Source organism: Streptomyces phaeoluteigriseus, from assembly GCF_001896135.2.
Taxonomy (GTDB): domain Bacteria; phylum Actinomycetota; class Actinomycetes; order Streptomycetales; family Streptomycetaceae; genus Streptomyces; species Streptomyces phaeoluteigriseus.
Genome location: NZ_MPOH02000015.1, coordinates 663,948 through 683,269 on the forward strand (window position 1 = coordinate 663,948; position 19,322 = coordinate 683,269).

At 72.2% G+C, this 19,322-nt stretch carries 16 protein-coding genes and 3 pseudogenes; 4 read left to right on the forward strand and 15 right to left on the reverse strand.

Features of this window, described 5'->3' with window-relative positions:
* Nucleotides 1-29: 29 nt before the first annotated feature.
* Nucleotides 30-1,225 (reverse strand): annotated as a pseudogene (locus tag BM536_RS20905) (acyl-CoA dehydrogenase family protein).
* 218 nt (nt 1,226-1,443) lie between these two features.
* A complete protein-coding gene (locus BM536_RS20910) occupies nt 1,444-3,039 on the reverse strand; it encodes an MFS transporter (RefSeq protein ID WP_094103324.1) in 1,596 nt (531 codons plus the stop codon).
* A gap of 257 nt (nt 3,040-3,296) precedes the next feature.
* On the opposite strand from BM536_RS20910, the gene BM536_RS20915 reads away from it, so the two are divergent.
* Both BM536_RS20915 and BM536_RS20920 read left to right on the forward strand, forming a co-directional pair.
* Nucleotides 3,297-4,463, forward strand: coding sequence for a glycosyltransferase family 39 protein (locus BM536_RS20915; RefSeq protein WP_073499982.1), 1,167 nt, complete (start codon nt 3,297-3,299; stop codon nt 4,461-4,463).
* Nucleotides 4,464-4,701: 238 nt separating this feature from the next.
* On the forward strand, nt 4,702-5,700 hold the full coding sequence (locus tag BM536_RS20920) for a phosphatase PAP2 family protein (protein WP_094103325.1): 999 nt from the start codon (nt 4,702-4,704) through the stop codon (nt 5,698-5,700).
* Between the two features lie 49 nt (nt 5,701-5,749).
* On the opposite strand, the gene BM536_RS20925 is transcribed toward BM536_RS20920, so the two are convergent.
* On the reverse strand, nt 5,750-5,965 hold the full coding sequence (locus tag BM536_RS20925; RefSeq protein ID WP_073497842.1) for an I78 family peptidase inhibitor: 216 nt from the start codon (nt 5,963-5,965) through the stop codon (nt 5,750-5,752).
* A 553-nt stretch (nt 5,966-6,518) separates the two neighbouring features.
* Nucleotides 6,519-7,232, reverse strand: a complete 714-nt coding sequence (locus BM536_RS20930) for a LysM peptidoglycan-binding domain-containing protein (protein WP_073497844.1) — start codon at nt 7,230-7,232, stop codon at nt 6,519-6,521.
* 515 nt (nt 7,233-7,747) lie between these two features.
* Between BM536_RS20930 and BM536_RS20935 the strand changes: the two genes are divergently transcribed.
* Nucleotides 7,748-8,530, forward strand: coding sequence for a hypothetical protein (locus BM536_RS20935; RefSeq protein ID WP_073497846.1), 783 nt, complete (start codon nt 7,748-7,750; stop codon nt 8,528-8,530).
* 432 nt (nt 8,531-8,962) lie between these two features.
* Here BM536_RS20935 and der read toward each other — a convergent pair whose 3' ends face one another.
* The 5 genes and pseudogenes from der to aroH form a co-directional block, all read right to left on the reverse strand.
* On the reverse strand, nt 8,963-10,468 hold the full coding sequence (gene der, locus BM536_RS20945) for a ribosome biogenesis GTPase Der (RefSeq protein ID WP_342748831.1): 1,506 nt from the start codon (nt 10,466-10,468) through the stop codon (nt 8,963-8,965).
* A 124-nt stretch (nt 10,469-10,592) separates the two neighbouring features.
* Nucleotides 10,593-11,255 (reverse strand): lysophospholipid acyltransferase family protein, encoded by a 663-nt coding sequence (locus BM536_RS20950; RefSeq protein ID WP_073497852.1) that lies wholly within the window; start codon nt 11,253-11,255, stop codon nt 10,593-10,595.
* Complete coding sequence (gene cmk, locus BM536_RS20955; protein ID WP_073497854.1) at nt 11,252-11,938, reverse strand: (d)CMP kinase; 687 nt, start codon at nt 11,936-11,938, stop codon at nt 11,252-11,254. Before cmk ends, BM536_RS20950 begins: the two co-directional genes overlap by 4 nt.
* Nucleotides 11,939-12,095: 157 nt before the next feature.
* Nucleotides 12,096-13,180, reverse strand: a pseudogene (locus tag BM536_RS20960) (prephenate dehydrogenase).
* Complete coding sequence (aroH, locus tag BM536_RS20965; RefSeq protein WP_073497856.1) at nt 13,177-13,539, reverse strand: chorismate mutase; 363 nt, start codon at nt 13,537-13,539, stop codon at nt 13,177-13,179. The pseudogene BM536_RS20960 and the gene aroH overlap by 4 nt, the downstream one beginning before the upstream one ends.
* A gap of 221 nt (nt 13,540-13,760) precedes the next feature.
* Here aroH and BM536_RS20970 point away from each other — a divergent pair, with 221 nt between their 5' ends.
* A complete protein-coding gene (locus BM536_RS20970; protein ID WP_073497858.1) occupies nt 13,761-14,165 on the forward strand; it encodes a Rieske (2Fe-2S) protein in 405 nt (134 codons plus the stop codon).
* Between the two features lie 6 nt (nt 14,166-14,171).
* On the opposite strand, the gene BM536_RS20975 is transcribed toward BM536_RS20970, so the two are convergent.
* From BM536_RS20975 to BM536_RS21000, 6 genes and pseudogenes are all read right to left on the reverse strand, one after another.
* Nucleotides 14,172-15,194 carry an ADP-ribosylglycohydrolase family protein gene (locus BM536_RS20975; RefSeq protein ID WP_073497860.1) on the reverse strand — a complete coding sequence of 341 codons (1,023 nt, stop codon included), beginning with the start codon at nt 15,192-15,194 and terminating at the stop codon, nt 14,172-14,174.
* Complete coding sequence (locus BM536_RS20980) at nt 15,191-15,913, reverse strand: NUDIX hydrolase (RefSeq protein ID WP_073497862.1); 723 nt, start codon at nt 15,911-15,913, stop codon at nt 15,191-15,193. Before BM536_RS20980 ends, BM536_RS20975 begins: the two co-directional genes overlap by 4 nt.
* A gap of 108 nt (nt 15,914-16,021) precedes the next feature.
* A pseudogene (locus BM536_RS20985) lies at nt 16,022-17,154 on the reverse strand (pseudouridine synthase).
* Entirely contained in the window at nt 17,154-17,819 is a 666-nt protein-coding gene (gene scpB / locus BM536_RS20990; protein ID WP_073497863.1) for an SMC-Scp complex subunit ScpB, read from the reverse strand. Before scpB ends, BM536_RS20985 begins: the two are co-directional and overlap by 1 nt.
* Complete coding sequence (locus tag BM536_RS20995; RefSeq protein WP_094103326.1) at nt 17,816-18,862, reverse strand: segregation and condensation protein A; 1,047 nt, start codon at nt 18,860-18,862, stop codon at nt 17,816-17,818. Before BM536_RS20995 ends, scpB begins: the two co-directional genes overlap by 4 nt.
* Nucleotides 18,863-18,880: 18 nt before the next feature.
* Nucleotides 18,881-19,322, reverse strand: a 442-nt coding sequence (locus BM536_RS21000) for a hypothetical protein (protein ID WP_094103327.1), incomplete at its 5' end; no start/stop codon positions are given.

Below are 19,322 nucleotides of genomic sequence, written 5' to 3' on the forward strand. Positions count from 1 at the left end.
CCGCTCGCCGGCCCTGCCCCCTCCCGGGGTCAGCGGAAGGCGTCGAGTCCGGTGAGCGCCTTGCCCAGCACGAGCTGGTGCATCTCGACGGTGCCCTCGTAGGTCAGCACCGACTCCAGGTTGGTCGCGTGCCGCATGACGGGGTATTCGAGGGAGATCCCGTTGGCCCCGAGGATCGTCCGCGCCGTACGGCAGATCTCGATCGCCTCCCGCACGTTGTTGAGCTTGCCGAAACTGACCTGCTCGGGACGCAGGCGGCCGGCGTCCATGCGCCGCCCCAGGTGGTGGGCGAGCAGAATCCCCTTGTGCAGTTCCACCGCCATGTCGGCGAGTTTGGCCTGGGTGAGCTGGAAGCCACCGATCGGCCGCCCGAACTGCTCACGTGACTTCGCGTAGTCGACGGCGGTCTCGAAGCAGGCCCGTGCCGCCCCCATCGCGCCCCAGACGATCCCGTACCGGGCGTGCGACAGACAGCTGAGCGGACCCTTGAGGCCGACGACCTCCGGCAGCACGGCGTCGGCGGGCAGCCGTACGCCGTCCAGCACGAGTTCGCTGGTGACACTGGCCCGCAGGGACCACTTGTGCTTGATCTCGGGCGCGGAGAACCCGGGGGCGTCGGTGGGCACGACGAAGCCCCTGATGCCGTCCTCCGTCCGGGCCCACACCACGGCGACGCCCGCGACGGACCCGTTGGTGATCCACATCTTGCGTCCGTCGAGGACCCAGTCCGAGCCGTCCTTCTTGGCCCGGGTCCGCATGCCGGCCGGATCGGAGCCGTGGTCGGGCTCGGTCAGGCCGAAGCAGCCGATGACCTCGCCGGCGGCCATGCGCGGCAGCCAGGTCTGCTTCTGCTCCTCGCTGCCGAACCGGTGGATGGCGTACATCGCGAGGGAGCCCTGGACGGAGACGAGGGAGCGGATCCCGGAGTCGGCGGCCTCCAGCTCCAGACAGGCCAGCCCGTACTGCACCGCACTGGCCCCGGCGCAGCCGTATCCCGTGAGGGACATGCCGAGCGCTCCGATCCCGCCCAGCTCCCGCGCCAGCTCCCGGATCCCCGGCAGCTCGCCCTTCTCGTACCACTCGGCGACGTACGGCAGCACCCGGTCGCGGCCCAGCCGCGCACCGTGTCCCGCACGGCGAGGTCCTCGTCACTCAGGAGATCGTCGATCCCCAGGGGGTCGGACGGATCGAACGGAGGCAGCACGGACCCCGGGGACGACGACATGATTCCCTCCGAAACCAGAAAACTAGCACCGCTAGTCACGCGACTCCCCCGACGTTACGACGCCCGGCGAACCCCGTCCAGCCCCCACCCACGCCCCACCCCCGCCACGCCCCACTCCTCCGTCCAGCCCTCCACTCCTCGACAAGCGCGCAGAGCCGCCGACGACGCCGAACCCCGCGGCGGTCACGCGCGGTGCCGGGGCGGGAGTCGGCCGGCCGTCAGGCCGATACGCGCGACGGCACGGCTTCGCGCGGCGACGGCAGCTCCACCGCAGCCGCCTCGCACTGCATCTCCCGCGGCAGGCGCAGCGCCATCACCGCGCCGAGCAGCAGCAGCCCCGCGCTCACCATCAGCGTCACATGCAGTCCGTGCACGAAACAGTCCCGCGCCGTCTGCCGCAGGACCTCCCCGGCCGGCCCCCCGAGCCGCCCGGCGACCTGGTAGGCCTCGCCCAGCGAGTTCCCCGCCGCGGCCGACGCCTCGGCCGGCACCCCCGGCACCGACGACAGCCCCGGCGCGTAGGCCGCGTTCATCACACTGCCCAGCAGCGCGATCCCGATCCCGGCGCCCAGCTGGTACGACGTCTCCCCGATCGCCGCCGCCCCGCCCGCCTGCTCCGGCGGAGCCTCGCTCAGCATCGACTCGTACGCCCCGAACAGCGTCGTCTCCAGCCCGAACCCCAGCAACAGGAACCCGGCCAGCAGCAGCCCCGCGTTGTCCGTCCCGCCCATCGAGGTGAGCATGACGACCGCGGCGGCCGTGAGGCAGAACCCGGCGCACACCGTCCGCCGTGGCCCGAAGCGCCGCAGCAGCCGCGCCCCGGCGAGCCCGGCGGCCATCGCCGCGAAGGTCAGCGGCAGCAGTCGCAGGCCCGTCTCCAGCGGGGACAGGTCCAGCACCAGCTGGAGGTACTGCGCCGCGATCAGTTCCAGACCGACCAGCGCCAGCATCGCCAGCACGATGCACCCCACCGCCGTACTGAACGCGGGCCGCGCGAACATCCGCAGGTCCACCAGGGGATGCCGGCGCCGTCGCTGACGCCGTACGAACAACACGATCAGCAGCGCGCCCACCGCCAGCGGCACCAGGGTGAACGGACCCAGTTCGCCACCGCCCAGCCGCTTCACGCCCAGGACGGCGCCGAACAGGCCGGCGGCGGCCATCAGCGCGCCCATGACGTCCCACGGCCCCTCGCCCGAGCCCTTCGACTCGGGCAGCAGCAGCCGCCCCACCGGCAGGCTGACCAGCATCAGGGGGATGTTGACGAGGAAGACCGAGCCCCACCAGAAGTGCTCCAGCAGGAAGCCGCCGAGCAGCGGGCCGACCGCGGCGCCGACCGCGGCCACCGCACTCCAGACGCCGATCGCGAGCGCCCTCTCCCGCCGGTCGGGGAAGACCTGGCGCAGGATCGACAGCGTGGCGGGCATGATCATCGCGCCGCCGACACCGAGCAGCGCCCGCGCGACGATGAGCACCTCGGCGGTGCCGGCGAACGCCGCCATCGCGGAGGCCACGCCGAACAGCATGTAACCGAGCAGCAGGACCCTTCTGCGGCCGACCCGGTCGCCGAGCGTGCCGAAGAGGATCAGCAGCGAGGCGCAGACCAGGGGATAGGTGTCGACGATCCAGAGCAGCTCGATGCCGCCGGGCCGGAGGTCCTCGGTGACGGCGGGCACCGCCACGTGCAGCACGGTCGCGTCGACGGCGACCAGGAGCAGGCTGACGCACAGCACCACCAGTACGACCCAGCGGTTGGCACCGGCCCCGGCCGCCCGACGGCGCAGCCGAACGGCGGCCGTGGTCGTCCCGGACATGAACGTACCTCCCAGAGTTTCCTCGGGTTCGGCGGGCTCGCGGGGTGGGGACTCCCCGGGGCTCGGCCGGAGAGAAGCGGTGGTCTCCGGCCCGCGCAGCGAACGACGAGTGACACGCAGCGTACGCGAGTTCGCGCGTCGTCCACGTGGCGGACCTCTCACAGCCCATGGACAACCATGTGGCGTACGCCACTCCCCTCACGGCCCGTCGCACCCCGGCGCACCCTCCGCTTCCGGGCCCCGCCGATAATCGCTCCGTGACCGATCTCGAGACCCGCGCGGCGCCACCCCGCCCAGCGACCCTGCGCCGGGCGGCCCCCGCCCTCCTGGGGTACGCGGCCGTGCGCGTCCTGGGGCTGCTGGCCCTCGCCGCGTGGAGCGCCGCGCGGGACAAGAGCGCGTACACCTTGTTGACGGCCCGCTGGGATTCCCTGTGGTACGGCCGGGTCGCCGAGCTGGGTTACGGCTACGAGGTGCGTCTGCCGAACGGTGACGTCCACTCCGACCTGGCCTTCTTCCCGCTGCTGCCGTGGCTGGAGCGCCTGGGGGCGGCGGTGACCCCGCTGTCGTACGCCGACGCCGGTTTCGCCGTCTCCCTCTTCGCCTCGCTCGCCGCGGCCTGGGGGATCTTCGCGGTCGCCGACCGCCTGTACGGGCGCCGGGCGGGAGTGTGCGCGGTCCTGCTGTGGGCGGTGCTGCCGGTCGGCATCGTGCAGTCGATGGCGTACAGCGAGTCGCTGTTCACCGCGTTGGCCGCCTGGTCGCTGTACGCGGTCCTCACCGGGCGCTGGGTGGTCGCCGGTCTGCTGGCGTCACTGGCCGGCCTGACCCGCCCGGTGGGACTCGCCGTGGTGGCCGCGGTGTGGGTGGCGGGCGTGGTCTCGTTCGGGCGCGAGCGGAGCACGGCGGACGCGGGGGGCGCTCACGTCGCCTCACGTGCCCTCGGTCTCCTCCTCGCGCCCCTGGGCGCGGCAGGCTACGTCCTCTGGGTCGGCCACCGCACCGGGAAGGGCCCTCTCGGCTATCTCGACGTCCAGGCAGGCTGGCGCAACGGTTTCGACGGCGGTTACGCCTTCGCCCGCTTCATCATGGACAAGTTCACGTCAATTCCGTCGGCCCTCGCCGGCCTGGCCCTGATCATCGGCGTCGCCCTGCTGATCCGGCTGTACGTCGCCGGGGTGCGCGGGCGCCAACCGCTCCCCCTGCTGGTGTACACGGGAACCGTCCTCGCCCTGGCGCTGTGCGCGTCGAGCTACTTCGGCTCGAAGCCGCGGCTGCTGCTGCCCGCCTTCCCCGCGCTGTTCCCCCTCGCCCTGGCCCTCGCCCGGCTGCGGCCCTGGCGATCGGCGCTGGTCGTGGGCGGTGTCGCGGTGGCGTCGGCGCTGTACGGCGCGTGGTGGCTGAACGGCTCGGGTCCGCCCTGACCACTCCGGGCGGCCGGGTGAGCGGACGGGGAATGGCGGCCATGCATTCGGTGAACGCATTCAAAAGTCAGCTAAAACTGCCCTCCGGAATGATCAAAGGAATTGAACGGAACAGCGTTCGGGGATTGCGGATTCCGGTGGAATAAGCGCCCTTCTGAGAGCAATCCCACATCACATCGTCATCACAAAGCCGTGGATTCGGCGGGGAACTGCACTCACCCGCTGTAACGTCGATTGGGTGCGTACCGAACAAAACCTCACCCGTCTGGACCGGGTGTTCGCAAGGCTGGACCGTGAGCCGGAACGGCCGGCCCACATCGACGTGCCGCGGATGAGCAGGCACCGGGTCGCGCTGTTCTCGGCGACCCTGGCCTTCTACCTGGCCATCGTGTGGCTCGTGGTGATCACCTCGTGGCTGGTCCGCCTCGACTGGCAGGTCATGTTCTTCCGGCCGTACCAGCAGTGGTCCGAAATCCACTGGTTCGTCGACTACTACGTGGTCCTCGGCCAGCGCGGCCCCACCGCCGTCATGATCTGCGCCTGGCTCGGCTGGAGATCCTGGCGCCAGCACACCCTGCGGCCGCTGCTCACGCTCGGTGCGTCGCTGCTGCTGCTGAACATCACGGTCGGCGCCGCCAAGATCGGCATGGGCCGTCTCGGCCCTCACTACGCCACCACCATCGGCTCGAACGAGATGGGTCTGGGCGGCGATATATTTCCCAGCGGCCACACCGCCAACGCGGTCGTGACCTGGGGCATCCTGGCGTATCTGGCCTCCACCCCGCGAGCCCGCCGCTGGCTGTCGGCCCTCTCCGCGGTGACCTCGCTCGGCGTCGGTCTCGCCACGGTCTACCTCGGTACGCACTGGCTGAGCGACGTGGTCCTCGGCTGGGCCGCCGGTCTGCTGATCCTGCTGGCACTGCCCTGGTGCGAGCCGCTGATCGCCCGCACCGAGGCCTGGATCTTCACGCTGCGCGACCGCTGGCGCGCCCGCCGCACGGGTACGGCGCCCGCGCCGACCCCGGTCCCGGTGGCCGTGCCGCTCAAGCAGCGCGCCCCGGCCGGCCGGCGACCGGTGCCGCTGTCGTCCCCCGGCCCGCACACGGCCCGCTCGGACCGTGCCCCCGTCACCCCGGTCGGCAGCCGCCGCCCGCCGCACGCGGACCGGCTTGCGCACGGCCCGAACACCCCGCACGGCCCGAACACCCCGGCCGCCCGCCCCTTGAGCGGCGGCTGACCCGCTTCGCGCGGGGCCACCGGTACGCACAGACCCGGCCCCGCGCGCCTCAGCCCTTCCAGGCCCGCGTCACCCGGCCCTCGCGCACCTCGAAGTTCAGCCGCCCCACCCGGTACTCCATGGTGATGATCGTCCCGGGTGCCAGCGAGCGCACCGTCGACCATCCCCGCTCACGGGCGAGCCGCTCGGCCCGGTCGTTCTCGAGGCCGACATATCCGTCCGGACTGTCCTGGGGCTCCGCAGGCGGAGTGGGAATCGGTGCCATACCCGTAACGCTAGGCCGGACCCGCCGTTCCGGGAACCCCGGACGGGAGATGTGGATCACCTCGGTCACACTTCTGTCACAGGACCACGACACGCGTTTGGGTTCTGCCCCATCACACGAACGGGCGGTTCCGTACGCCTTTCGCAGGTATTCGATCGGCATTTCCGCGTGTCGTGCCGACCCCTTCAATTGCCCGGCGAAAACCGGCGAAAAGTTCCCGGAGAACCGCTCCCGGACCTGTTCCATTCCGATTCCGCAGGGTGCAGCAGGAGCCTGACCCTCATAGGAAATACACGGCTTCCCCACACAACCTCCGTACGCTCCCGCCGGGCGGCGCGGGGCGGCGCGAGCATCATGGCGACAGCTCGCCGACACCCGTGCGGTGCGGGCGAAGCGGGGCCCCTGAGGGCTTCGGACGCTCCCCGAAGTGGACGACCTCCCCGGCCCGCCGTCCGGGCACAGCGCTGGCGGAGGAACCACCAGGCGGAGTCGCGTGCACACCGGGCGGCCCCGCCCGGTGTGCACGCCGGACGGGGCGCGGGGCCCGCTCGCGTCAGAAGTTCAGGCGCAGGCCGGGCATGATCAGGTCGGGGTTACCGCCGATGGCCGCCTTGTTCGCGGCGTAGACGCGCTGCCAGGTGGTTCCGTGGCGCGCGGCGATCGTGCCGAGCGTGTCGCCCCTGCGGACGGTGTGCTCCCCGTCGCCACGGGCGGACGTGTCGTGGGAGCCGTGCCCGGTGGAACGCTCGGCGGCGTCGGCCGCCTTCGGGGAGCCGCTCGTGGCCGAACCGTTCGTGGACGAGCCGCTCTTCGTCGACCCGCTCGCGGACGAGCCGCTCTCCGAGGAGCCGCCACCGACCGAACCACCGTCGACCGCGGGAGCGCTGCCGGAGGCCCCGGCGCGTGTCGAGCAGGTCGGCCACGCGCCCCAGCCCTGGGAGCGCTGGACCTTGGTGGCGACGGCGATCTGCTGCTCCCTGGTGGCCCGGTCGGCGGTCGGCGCGTAGGCCGTGCCGCCGTAGGCGCGCCATGTGGACGGGGAGAACTGGAGCCCGCCGTAGTAGCCGTTGCCGGTGTCGATGTGCCAGTTGCCGCCGCTCTCGCACCGGGCGATGCGGTCCCACACTCCGGCGTCCGCCGCGGCGGCGTCTCCGCCGGTGGCCAGCAGTCCGAGGGGGGCGAGAAGCGCCGCCCCGGCGAGGACCGCTGTCGTACGCGCCTTGGCGGCGCGACCGTCGACGCGGGTGTTGTCGGCACATTCGGACATGTGGACCCCTCTCTACGAACCCGGGCTCCCCCTGAGCGGAGCACGACGTCCGCGCGGGAACGCGGTCGTCGTGCTCCGCCCCGTCCGTCGGCGGTGGTGCTGGCGCCGTCCGGCTCTGCGCGGCCGACGGACGTACCCGGGCGGTGCTCGCTGCACACGGCCGAGCAATCTAGGTCTCCGACAGCCCGTTATCAATCAACTCCCGGTCTCCCCAGGCCAGTTCGCCGTTACCGGCGGTATCAGCGAGATCCGGACACCCACTTCATTTCCCGATTTCGGGATTTGTCGACCGCCCTCCCGGCGACCCTGTGCCCCACCTCACACACCCAACCTCCGTGACCCTCTCGTTACTTGACGTTGAGTGGCCGATTCCGCACGTCAGGTGACCCTGCGCGCAGGCCGGTTCGATTCGCTTCGCCGTGCAGCGTGACCCCCACCACAACTCGCCCGTTGTCTTCTGCATGAGCCGGGGAGCCACCCGGCCCGCCCACGCACCGCATCCGAGGGAGTCACCCGTGCCGCGCATGCTCGACGTCAGCGACGAGGTACGCGCCGAGATCGGCGCCGAAGAAGCCGACCGGCTGCTCGCCGGAGAGAACGCCCCGGGCAGTTACGACTGCACGTCCTGCCGCACCCCGGGCGACTCCGAGCACGAGCGCACCAGCACCGTCCTGTTCATCGGGGACGAGACCGCCGTCCTCGCCTTCGCCCACTCCTCCTGCCTGCCCTCCCAGGTCGTCCAGGTCACCGAGGAGCAGCTCCAGGGCGCCGTCCGCTCGATCAGCGGCGACACCGTCGACCTGGACGCCGACAAGGTCGTGCCCGAGCAGGCCGTGCTCGGCGTGACGAGCGGACTCGTCCTGATCGCCGGGGAACTGCACCCGGCCCTGGTCGTGGAGCCGACCGCGCCCATCGTGCGGCCCGGCGCCACCGACATCGGCGACGACTTCCTGCCCCTGCTCATCGAGCAGGGCTTCATGCCGCTGTCCGAGCTGACCGAGGCACCGCCCGTGCAGCACGGCTGGTCCGTGCTGCTGGCGATGGGCCAGCTGCACGCGGTGCTCCAGCCCTCGGTCAACGGCGGCCAGCCGGTGGCCTGGTGGCAGGCCCACCAGCCGTTGCAGGTGACGGAGGGCTGGCGGGCCGCCGCCAACAAGCACCAGCAGGTGCTGATGTTCGCGGCACCGGTGGGGTCGATCGGTCGCCAGCCCAGGGAGGACCTGCTGCGGGACGCGCTGGACAAGGCGGCGGCGAACGGAAAGCTGGTCGGGGCGGCGCTGCCCCTCGCCGGAACCTGAGCCCGGAGGGCGGGGACGCGGCCGTACCGCCGCGCCCCCGAAGGCCGTCCACCGGCCGCATCCCTTGACCTCACGCGTCGTTTGGACATACGTGCACACCTACGACGTTCCCCGCCGCCAGTCCTACCCGATCCCGTCCGCGCGACCGGCCCAGGACTCCCATGGCGGCCCTTCGGCCACGCCGATCTACGACGCGCTCTACGCCGAGTACGTCAAGTCGTTCCGCTCGCTGCCGGGTGACCGCAGCGGCGAGGACGAGCTGGGGTTCACCGCCTTCGGGAACATCCCGTACAGCACGGGGTCGTACTCGGTGCCGCGGCCGGGGTCGTTCAGCAGTTCGTACAGCGCCTACAGCGCGGGCGCGCAGAGCGCCCGGCTCGGACAGCCGTCGCAGGAACAGTCTCAGGCACAGGCACAGGCACAGGCACAGCCTCAGTCGCAGTGGCAGCGGGTCGGCCCGCTGGGGCAGGCCGGGCAGGCCGGCCGGCAGCACACGCCCACCGGGATGCACCACGTCCCGGCTCTGCCCCCGGCACCCCGGCGGAGCGGCTGAGGCAGACAGGCGCAAGGCGTGACACGGCCGGAGGCGAACAGCACGAACCGCGGCGGCTTGGTGCCGGCCTGGGTGCCGAAGAGGATGCGCGGCTGCTTGCCGCCCCGGATCGGGTGCGGGTGGGCCGAGACCAGCTCACCGAGGAAGGCGTTCAGCCGGCCCGTGGGGACGCGGGTCTCCCAGCCGGCCAGGGCGGTCTCGATCGCCGGGACCAGCTTCTCCATGTGCCGTCCGGTGCGCGCCGAGACGTTCACCCGCGGCGCCCACGCCACCTGGGCCAGCTCGGTCTCGATCTCCCGCTCCAGGTAGTAGCGGCGCTCCTCGTCGAGGGTGTCCCACTTGTTGAAGGCGAGGACGAGCGCGCGGCCCGCGTCCACCGCCATGGTGACGATCCGCTGGTCCTGCACGGAGATCGACTCGGAGGCGTCGATCAGGATGACCGCCACCTCGGCCTTCTCCACCGCGGCCGCGGTGCGCAGCGAGGCGTAGTAGTCGGCGCCCTGCTGGAGGTGGACCCGCTTGCGGATGCCGGCCGTGTCGACGAACTTCCAGATGACACCGCCCAGTTCGATCAACTCGTCGACCGGGTCACGGGTGGTGCCCGCGATCTCGTTGACGACGACGCGCTCCTCGCCGGCCACCTTGTTCAGCAGCGAGGACTTGCCGACGTTCGGGCGGCCGATGAGGGCGATGCGGCGGGGGCCGCCGACCGCTGTGCCGAAGGTCTGCTCGGGCGCCTCCGGCAGCGCCTCCAGGACGGCGTCCAGCATGTCGCCGGTGCCGCGGCCGTGCAGTGCGGAGACGGGGTGCGGCTCGCCGAGGCCCAGGGACCACAGGTAGGCCGCGTCCGCCTCGCCGCTCAGGCCGTCCACCTTGTTGGCGGCCAGCACGACGGGCTTGGCGGCCTTGCGCAACAGCCGTACGACCGCCTCGTCGGTGTCGGTCGCGCCGACCTTGGCGTCGACGACGAAGACGACCGCGTCGGCGGCCTCGATCGCGTACTCGGCCTGGGCGGCCACGGAGGCGTCGATGCCGAGGACGTCCTGCTCCCAGCCGCCGGTGTCGACGACCTTGAAGCGGCGGCCCGCCCACTCGGCCTCGTAGGTCACGCGGTCGCGGGTGACGCCCGGCTTGTCCTCGACGACGGCCTCGCGCCGCCCGATGATCCGGTTGACGAGGGTCGACTTGCCGACATTGGGGCGGCCGACGACGGCGAGGACCGGCAGCGGCCCGTGTCCGGCGGCCTCGATCGCTCCCTCGACGTCCTCGATGTCGAAGCCCTCTACCGCGGCGAGCTCCATGAACTCCGCGTACTCGGCGTCGCCGAGTGCCCCGTGGTCGTGCTCGAAGGAGTCCGAGCCGTCGGGCTGGATGTGGTCGTTCATGAAGTCCGTACCTCTGCGTTCATTCGTGGTGATCGGTGGAGCACCCGTTTTCGGCGGTTTGATCCACTACTCAGTGTCGCCCAGCGTCCGCCCGGACGCCCGGCGTTTTCGTTCCGCTGTGCCGCTATCCCGCGTCCGCCGGCCGGCCGGTGAGCCGTCTGGCGTGATCCAGGTGTGCGGCCAGTTGCTTCTGGATGCGCTCGGTGGCCTCGTCCAGCGCCCTGCGCGTACGCCGCCCGCTGCCGTCGCCCGCCTCGAACGGGTCGCCGAAGACGACGTCGACACGGGACCGCAGCGGGGGCAGCCCCTTGAACAACCGTCCGCGCCGCTCGGTGCTTCCCAGTACGGCCACGGGGACGATCGCCGCCCCGCTGCGCACCGCGAAATAGGCGAGCCCCGCGCGCAGTGAGGCGAAGTCGCCCTCGCCCCGCGTGCCCTCCGGAAAGATACCGAGTACGCCGCCGGCCTCCAGCACGCCGAGCGCGCGGGTGATCGCCTTGCGGTCGGTGGTGTCCCGGTCGACCTTGAGCTGCCCGATCCCGGTCAGGAATGGGTCGAGGGGGCCGATGAACGCTTCCTTCTTGATCAGGAAGTGCGTCGGCCGGGGCGCCACGCCCATGACCATCGGCCCGTCGATGTTGTGGGAGTGGTTGACGGCGAAGATCACGGGCCCGGTCGCCGGTACTTTCCAGGCGCCCAGCACCCGCGGCTTCCAGAACCCGTACATCAGGCCGACGCCGATGCGCCGCCCGACCTCCGCGCCCCGCTCCGAGGGCAGTTCTCTCACTTCGCCGCCCGCTTCTCCCCGACGAGGGTGACCACACACTCGATGACCTGGGTCAGCGTCAGCTCGGTGGTGTCCACCTCGACGGCGTCGTCCGCCTTGGCGAGCGGGGAGGTCTTGCGCGAGGAGTCGGCCGCGTCCCGCTTGATCAGCGCCTCGCGGGTGCTCTGCACGTCCGCGCCCTTCAGCTCACCGCTGCGGCGGGCGGCCCGGGCCTCCGGCGAGGCGGTGAGGAAGATCTTCAGATCGGCGTCGGGCAGCACGGTCGTCCCGATGTCACGCCCCTCGACGACGATGCCCCGCTCGGCGGAGGCCGCCAGCGACCGCTGTAGCTCGGTGATCCGCGCCCGCACCTCCGGTACGGCGCTCACCGCACTGACCTTGGAGGTGACCTCCTGGGTGCGGATCGGGCCGGCCACGTCGGTGCCGTCGACCGTGATCGTCGGGTCGGCCGGGTCGGTGCCGGAGACGATCTCGGGCTTCCCGGCGACGGCGGCGATCGCCGTGGGGTCCTCGATGTCGATCCCGTTGCTGACCATCCACCACGTGATCGCCCGGTACTGGGCGCCGGTGTCCAGGTAGCTCAGCCCGAGCTGGGCGGCCACGGCCTTGGACGTGCTCGACTTGCCCGTGCCGGAGGGACCGTCGATGGCGACGATCACGGGCTGGGCGGCGCCGTTTTCCACGGGAGGACACCTTCCTGGTGCGAGGCGGTGGGCTGCAGGACGGGAATGCGCCCCGCACAAGGTTACTGGGTACGGGTCACTCATCCGGCCGACGGCCACCGGGAGGGCCTTTCCCGGTCCCCGCGGCCCCGGCGGCACCCACCCCGACGCCGGGTACCTACTGCCGCAGCGCCCACCCCCGCTCCCGCAGCGCGCGCCCAGCATGTCCACCGCCTTGGGCTCGACCATCAACTGCACCAGGCCCGCCTGCTGTCCCGTCGCGTGCTCGATGCGTACGTCCTCGATGTTGACGCCCGCCCGCCCGGCATCGGCGAAGATGCGGGCGAGCTGCCCCGGCTGGTCGTCGATGAGCACCGCCACGACCTCGTACGCATGCGGAGCGGACCCGTGCTTGCCGGGGACCCGGACCTGACCGGCGTTCCCGCGCCGCAGGACGTCCTCGATGCCGTCGGCGCCCTCGCGGCGCTTGCCCTCGTCGGAGGACTGCAGGGCCCGCAGCGCCCGGACCGTCTCGTCGAGGTCGTCGGCGACGTCGCCGAGCAGGTCGGCGACCGGCCCGGGGTTCGCGGAGAGGATGTCGATCCACATGCGGGGGTCGGAGGCGGCGATCCGGGTGACGTCCCGGATGCCCTGTCCGCACAGCCGTACGGCGGCCTCCTCGGCGTTCTGGAGGCGTGCGGCGACCATGCTGGAGACCAGGTGGGGCATGTGGGAGACGAGCGCCACGGCCCGGTCGTGGGCGTCCGCGTCCATGACCACGGGGACGGCACGGCAGTGCGAGACCAGCTCCAGGGCGAGGTTGAGCACCTCGGTGTCGGTGTCGCGGGTCGGCGTGAGCACCCAGGGGCGGCCCTCGAAGAGGTCGGCGGTCGCGGCCAGCGGCCCGGACTTCTCGCGGCCGGACATGGGGTGGGTGCCGAGGTAGGCCGACAGGTCGAGGCCGAGCGCCTCCAGTTCCCGGCGCGGTCCGCCCTTGACGCTGGCCACGTCGAGGTAGCCGCGGGCCACACCCCGGCGCATGGCGTCGGCGAGCACGGCGGCCACATGGGCGGGCGGGGCGGCGACGACGGCGACGTCGACCGGGCTCTGGGGGGCCTCGTCGATTCCGGCGCCGAGCGCCGCCGCCGTACGGGCCTGCTCGGGGTCGTGGTCCTCCAGGTGGACGACGACGCCCCGCCGGGCGAGGGCGAGGGCCGCGGAGGTGCCGATGAGTCCGGTTCCGATGACGAGGGCGGTTCTCACTGGGCGATGTCCTTGCGCAGGGCGGCCGCGGCGCCGAGGTAGACGTGGTTGATCTCCGAGCGGGGCCGGTCCGACTCGATGTGCGCGAGGAGGCGGACGACCCTGGGCAGGGCGCCCTGGATGTCGAGTTCCTGGGCGCAGATCAGCGGCACGTCGACGATGCCCAGCTTGCGCGCGGCGGCGGCCGGGAAGTCGCTGTGCAGATCGGGTGTGGCGGTGAACCAGATGCTGATCAGGTCGTCGGCGCCGAGGGAGTTGCGCTCCATGACGGCGGTGAGCAGCGCCCCGACCTGCTCGTCCATGTGTCCGGCCTCGTCCCTGTCCAGCTGGACGGCTCCCCGGACCGCTCGTACCGCCACGGCGCTGCTCCTCGCTGACGTAGGTGACGACTTGCTCAGTCGGTGTTCGCCGTCCAGCGTAGTCAGCCCGGACCGGCCCGGAACACGGTGCCCGCCCGCTGAGACGGGTCCCGTACCCGCTCTGCCGCCGTCGGTCACGGTCGGGCGTTCTGTGTCACTCTGTCCTCCGGACCCATCGTCTGCCTCTTCCCCTGCTTCTCGCGCACTTTCGGAGTGACGACATGACCCTTCCCGCCTCTCGCCGGACGGTTCTCCTCGCGACGGGCGCGGCGGCGCTCGCCGTCGGCTGTGGTGATCAGGACGACGGCGGCGACCCCGGTACGTCGTCCTCCTCCCCCGGTCAGGAGCTGGCGAAGACGGCCGACATCCCGGTCGGCGGCGGCAAGATCTTCAAGGACGAGAAGCTCGTGGTGACGCAGCCGACGCAGGGCGACTTCAAGGCCTTCTCGGCGATCTGCACCCATCAGCGCTGCGTGGTGGCGACCGTCGCCGACGGCACCGTCAACTGCGCCTGCCACAGGAGCAGCTTCGACATCGCCGACGGCGCGGTGACGGGCGGCCCGGCGACCGAGCCGCTGCCCGCGCGGCGGATCACGGTGAAGGGCGACGCCATCACGCTGGCGTGAGCGGGCTCAGTGGTCCCACAGCGCCCCGAGGGTGACCAGCTCGCTCCGGTGCTCGATCCGGTCCACCCACTCCGTCGGCCAGGCGTCGGAACCGGCGTACGCGCCCGCGAAGGCGCCGGCCAGGCAGGCGATGGAGTCGGAGTCGCCGGCGGAGCAGGCGGCCCGGCGCAGCGCGGTGACCGGTTCGTCGGGGAAGAGCAGGAAACACAGCAGCCCGGTAACCAGCGCCTCCTCGGCGATCCAGCCCTCCCCGGTGGCCAGGCACGGGTCCGTCTCCGGTGAGGGGCTGCGCAGAGCCTCCTGGAGCCGCTCCAGGACACCCAGGCAGTCGTCCCAGCCCCGCGCGATGAAGTGTTCCGGCGTCGGGTCCTGGGAGCGGGTCCACAGGTCGCCGAGCCAGCGGTGGTGGTAGCGGGTGCGGTTGTCGAGGGCGTAGGACCGCAGCAGCCCGACCAGGCCCGTCGGTTCGGCGCCCTCCGCGAGCAGCCGTACGGCGTGGGCGGTGAGGTCCGAGGCGGCGAGCGCGGTGGGGTGGCCGTGGGTGAGGCCGGACTGGAGCTGGGCGGCACCGGCCCGCTGTTCGTCGCTGAGGCCGGGGGCGAGGCCGAGGGGCGCCACGCGCATGTTGGCGCCGCAGCCCTTGGAACCGATCTGTCCGGCGTCCTGCCACAGCCGCCCGTCGTCCTCCAGCAGGTCGCAGGCGGTCAGGCAGGTCCGGCCGGGGGCGCGGTTGTTCTCGGGCGACCGGTACCAGTCCACGAACTCCTCGCGCAGCGGCCGCTCCAGCCGGTCCGGCACGAGCAGCCCGCGGTCCATGGCCGTACGCAGGGCCCGCGCGACGGCCAGCGTCATCTGGGTGTCGTCGGAGACGAAGGCACGCCTGGGCAGCTCCATCTCCCGCCAGGGCCCGCACTTGGCGAGGATGGAGGGGACGTCGTCGAACTCGGTCGGAAACCCGAGCGCGTCCCCCAGCGCGAGGCCCAGCAGGGCCCCCGTCGCGGCGCGCTTCCTGACGGTCGTGGTGGTCATGCGGAACGTCCTTCCCGGGGCGGTCGCAGCAGGGGTGGGTGCAGGGTGGTGGCGGTGCCCGCGCGGTAGAGGGCGGCCGGTTTGCCGCGGCCTCCGGTCAGTCGCGCGCCGCCGCCGGGGACGGGCTCGACGAAGCCGGGGGTGGCGAGCACCTTGCGGCGGAAGTTGGGCCGGTCCAGGCCGGTGCCCCAGACCGTCTCGTAGACCTGCTGCAGCTCGCCGAGGGTGAACTCGGGCGGACAGAAGGCCGTGGCGAGGCAGGTGTACTCGAGCTTGGCGCCGACCCGGTCGTGGGCGTCGGCGAGGATCCGGTCGTGGTCGAAGGCGAGCGGCTGGGCGCCGTCGTACGGCAGCCAGCGCGCCTGGGCCGCGTCGCCGCCGCCGCGCGGTTCGGGCGCGTCGGGGAGCAGGGCGGCGAAGGCGACGGAGACGACCCGCATCCGGGGGTCGCGGTCGGGTTCGCTGTAGGTGCGCAGTTGTTCCAGGTGGAGTCCGGAGACGTCGGCGAGGCCGGTCTCCTCGGCCAGTTCGCGCCGGGCGGCGGTCTCGGCGGACTCGTTGGGCAGCACGAACCCGCCGGGCAGCGCCCAGTGGCCGAGGTACGGCTCCTGCCCGCGCTCCACGAGCAGGACGTGCAGGGCGCCCGCGCGCAGGGTGAGGACGGCGAGGTCCACGGTGACGGCGAAGGGTTCGAAGGCGTACTTGTCGTAGCCCCGCATCCACCCACCCCCCTTTAATGGTCGTACCGACTATAAACCTGCCCGGTGTCCGGGCACAAGAAAGCGGCCGGCCCGGAAATCCGGAACCGGCCGCTCCCGCAAGGCGCCCTAGAGGTCGACCTCCTGCATCAGCATGCCGACCTCGGTGTTCGACAGCCGGCGCAGCCAGCCCGACTTCTGGTCGCCCAGGGTGATCGGGCCGAAGGCCGTGCGCACCAGCTTGTCGACCGGGAAACCGGCCTCCGCGAGCATCCGGCGCACGATGTGCTTGCGGCCCTCGTGGAGGGTGACCTCGACGAGGTAGTTCTTGCCGGTCTGCTCGACCACCCGGAAGTGGTCCGCCTTCGCGTACCCGTCCTCCAGCTGGATGCCGTCCTTGAGCCGCTTGCCCAGGTCACGCGGGATCGGGCCCACGATGTGCGCGAGGTAGACCTTCTTCACGCCGTACTTGGGGTGCGTCAGCCGGTGTGCCAGCTCACCGTGGTTGGTGAGCAGGATGACGCCCTCGGTCTCGGTGTCGAGCCGCCCGACGTGGAACAGCCGGGTCTCGCGGTTGGTGACGTAGTCGCCGAGGCACTGCCGGCCCTCGTTGTCCTCCATCGTGGAGACGACACCGGCGGGCTTGTTCAGCGAGAAGAACTGGTACGACTGCGTCGCCACGGTCAGGCCGTCGACCTTGACCTCGTCCTTCTCCGGGTCGACCCGCTTGCCCTGCTCCAGGACGATCTCGCCGTTGACCTCGACCCGCGCCTGCTCGATCAGCTCCTCGCAGGCCCGCCGGGAGCCGTAGCCCGCGCGCGCGAGGATCTTCTGGAGCCGCTCGCCCTCCTGCTCGGCGCCCGGGAAGGTCTTGGGCAGCTTGATGTCCTTCTTGTCCGCGTACCGCTCGCGGTTGCGCTCCTCGGCCCGCGTCTCGTACTCGCGCGAGGTCGCCGGGACCGACGGCCCGCGCTGCTGGGGCTTCTTCGGACCGCCCTTGGCACCGCCGCGGCCGCGCCGCCGCGACCCGCCTTCGGACCCTCATGAGACGCGCCGGGGCCCACGTCGTAGCGGCGCTCCTCGGGGCGGGGCCTGCTGGGCCGGCCCGGGGCCTCGCCCTGGCCGCCCCGACCGCCCTGTCCACGGCCCTGACCCTGACCCTGCCCCCGGCCCTGGCCCTGCTTCTGGCCCCTGTTGTTGCCGGCGCCGCGGGGGTTGCCGCGCCCACCGCTCTTGCCGCTACCGCTACCGCTGCTTCGCATCAGATTTCCGTCGTCGTCGTGTCCGTCGTGGGACCGTCGTCCGCATCCGGGGCGTCCGGATCGAACGACGGTACGGCTTCCTGGGTCTCGGCCTCGATCGCCTCCGCCTCCGGGAGGAAGGGCGCGAGCTCCGGGAGCTCGTCCAGACCGCGCAGGCCCATCCGCTCCAGGAAGTAGTTCGTCGTCCTGTACAGGATCGCACCTGTTTCGGGTTCCGTGCCCGCCTCCTCGACCAGACCGCGCTGGAGGAGGGTGCGCATCACGCCGTCGCAGTTCACTCCGCGCACCGCGGAGACCCTGCTGCGGCTGACCGGCTGACGGTAGGCGACCACCGCCAGGGTCTCCAGCGCCGCCTGCGTGAGCCGGGCCTGCTGTCCGTCCAGGACGTACCGTTCGACGGCCGGGGCGTACTCGCCTCGGGTGTAGAACCGCCAGCCGCCCGCGACGAACCGCAGCTCGAAGCCGCGCCCCTGCACGGTGTACTCGTCGGCCAGCTCCCGCAGCGCGTCCGCGACCTGGCGGCGCGGGCGCTCCACGATCTTCGCGAGATGCTCCTCGGTCGCCGGCTCGTCCACGACCATCAGGACGGCCTCCAGGGCGGGCTTGAGGTCGAGGCCGACGACGGTACGCGGCCCGCCCGGCGCCTCTGCGGTGTCCTCGCTCACGACTTCCTCTCCTCCTCGGTCCTCTCCGGCGGCCGGTCGAACTCGTCGGTCACCCTGGGCCGGTCCTCGTCCCCGCCCGTCCAGCGCACCAGCAGTTCCCCGAGGGCGGTCTCCTGGTCCAGGGCGACGGCCTTCTCCCGGTACAGCTCCAGCAGGGCCAGGAACCTCGCCACGACGGTGAGGGTGTCGTCGGTGTCCTCGACGAGTGTGCGGAAGCTGACCTCGCCGAGCTGCCGCAGCCGCGCGACCACGATCGCGGCCTGTTCCCGCACGCTGACCAGGGGGGCGTGGATGTGGTCGACGTAGACCTGCGGCTTGGGCCTCGGCTGCATCGCCTTGACCGCGAGCTTCGCGAAGCCCTCCGCGCCGATGCTGATGACGACCTCGGGCAGCAGCTCGGCGTGGTGCGGCTCCAGGCCGACGGTCCGCGGATAGCGGCGGGCCTCCACCTCCAGCCGCCCGTGGAGGATGTCGGCGATGCGCTTGTACGCGCGGTACTGCAACAGCCGGGCGAAGAGCAGGTCACGGGCCTCGAAGAGGGCCAGGTCCGCCTCGTCCTCGACCTCCGCGGCGGGCAGCAGGCGGGCCGCCTTCAGATCGAGCAGCGTCGCGGCGACGACGAGGAACTCGGTCGTCTGGTCCAGGTCCCAGTCGGGGCCCATCGCCCGGATGTGCCCCATGAACTCGTCGGTGACCTTCGACAGCGCGACCTCGGTGACGTCCAGCTTGTGCCTGGAGATCAACTGGAGCAGCAGGTCGAAGGGCCCCTCGAAATTGGCGAGCCGGACCTTGAAGACGCCGTCGGAGGGCTCGGCGGGGCCGTCGGCGGGGTCGGCGACCGGCACCGGCTCCGGAACGGGCTCCCGGTCCGCAGCGGGCTCTGGCGCGGGCTCCGGCACCCGCTCCCGGTCCGCAACGCGCTCCGGTACGACCGCCTCGGGCTGCTCATCCGGTTCCGGAGGTGCCGCGCCCGGCCCCCGTCCCAGTGCACGCCGACGGCCGGCTGGTGCGCCGGGGCCGGGGGCGGGATCGTTCGAGGTCATGGCCCCCGCAGGCTACCGCTACCGCCCGCGAAGCCGTCGTACGAGGATGCTGGCGTCTCCGCGGCTCTCCAGGTCGGCGAGGACGACGGCGACCGCCTCGCGGACGATGCGCCCGCGGTCGACCGCCAGTCCGTGTTCGCCGCGGAGCACCAGACGGGCGTGCTCCAGGTCCATCAGTTCCTCGGCGGACACGTACACGGTGATCTTCTCGTCGTGCCGCTCCCGGCCGCTGGGCCGACGGGCGGCGGCCCGTCCGCGCTTGCGCGACTGCGCGTCGTTCTGGGCGGCAGAACCTTCCTGCGCGCCCTGACGCGGACCGGAACGTTCCCCGCTGCCCCGGGTACCGCCCTGCTCGGCGCCGGCCGCCGCGTGTTCGGCGCCCTCGCCGTCCCCGCCCTGTGCGGGCACGGCGTGCGGCGCGTTCTCGGCGGAACCGGGCGCCGCACCGTCGCCGTCCCCC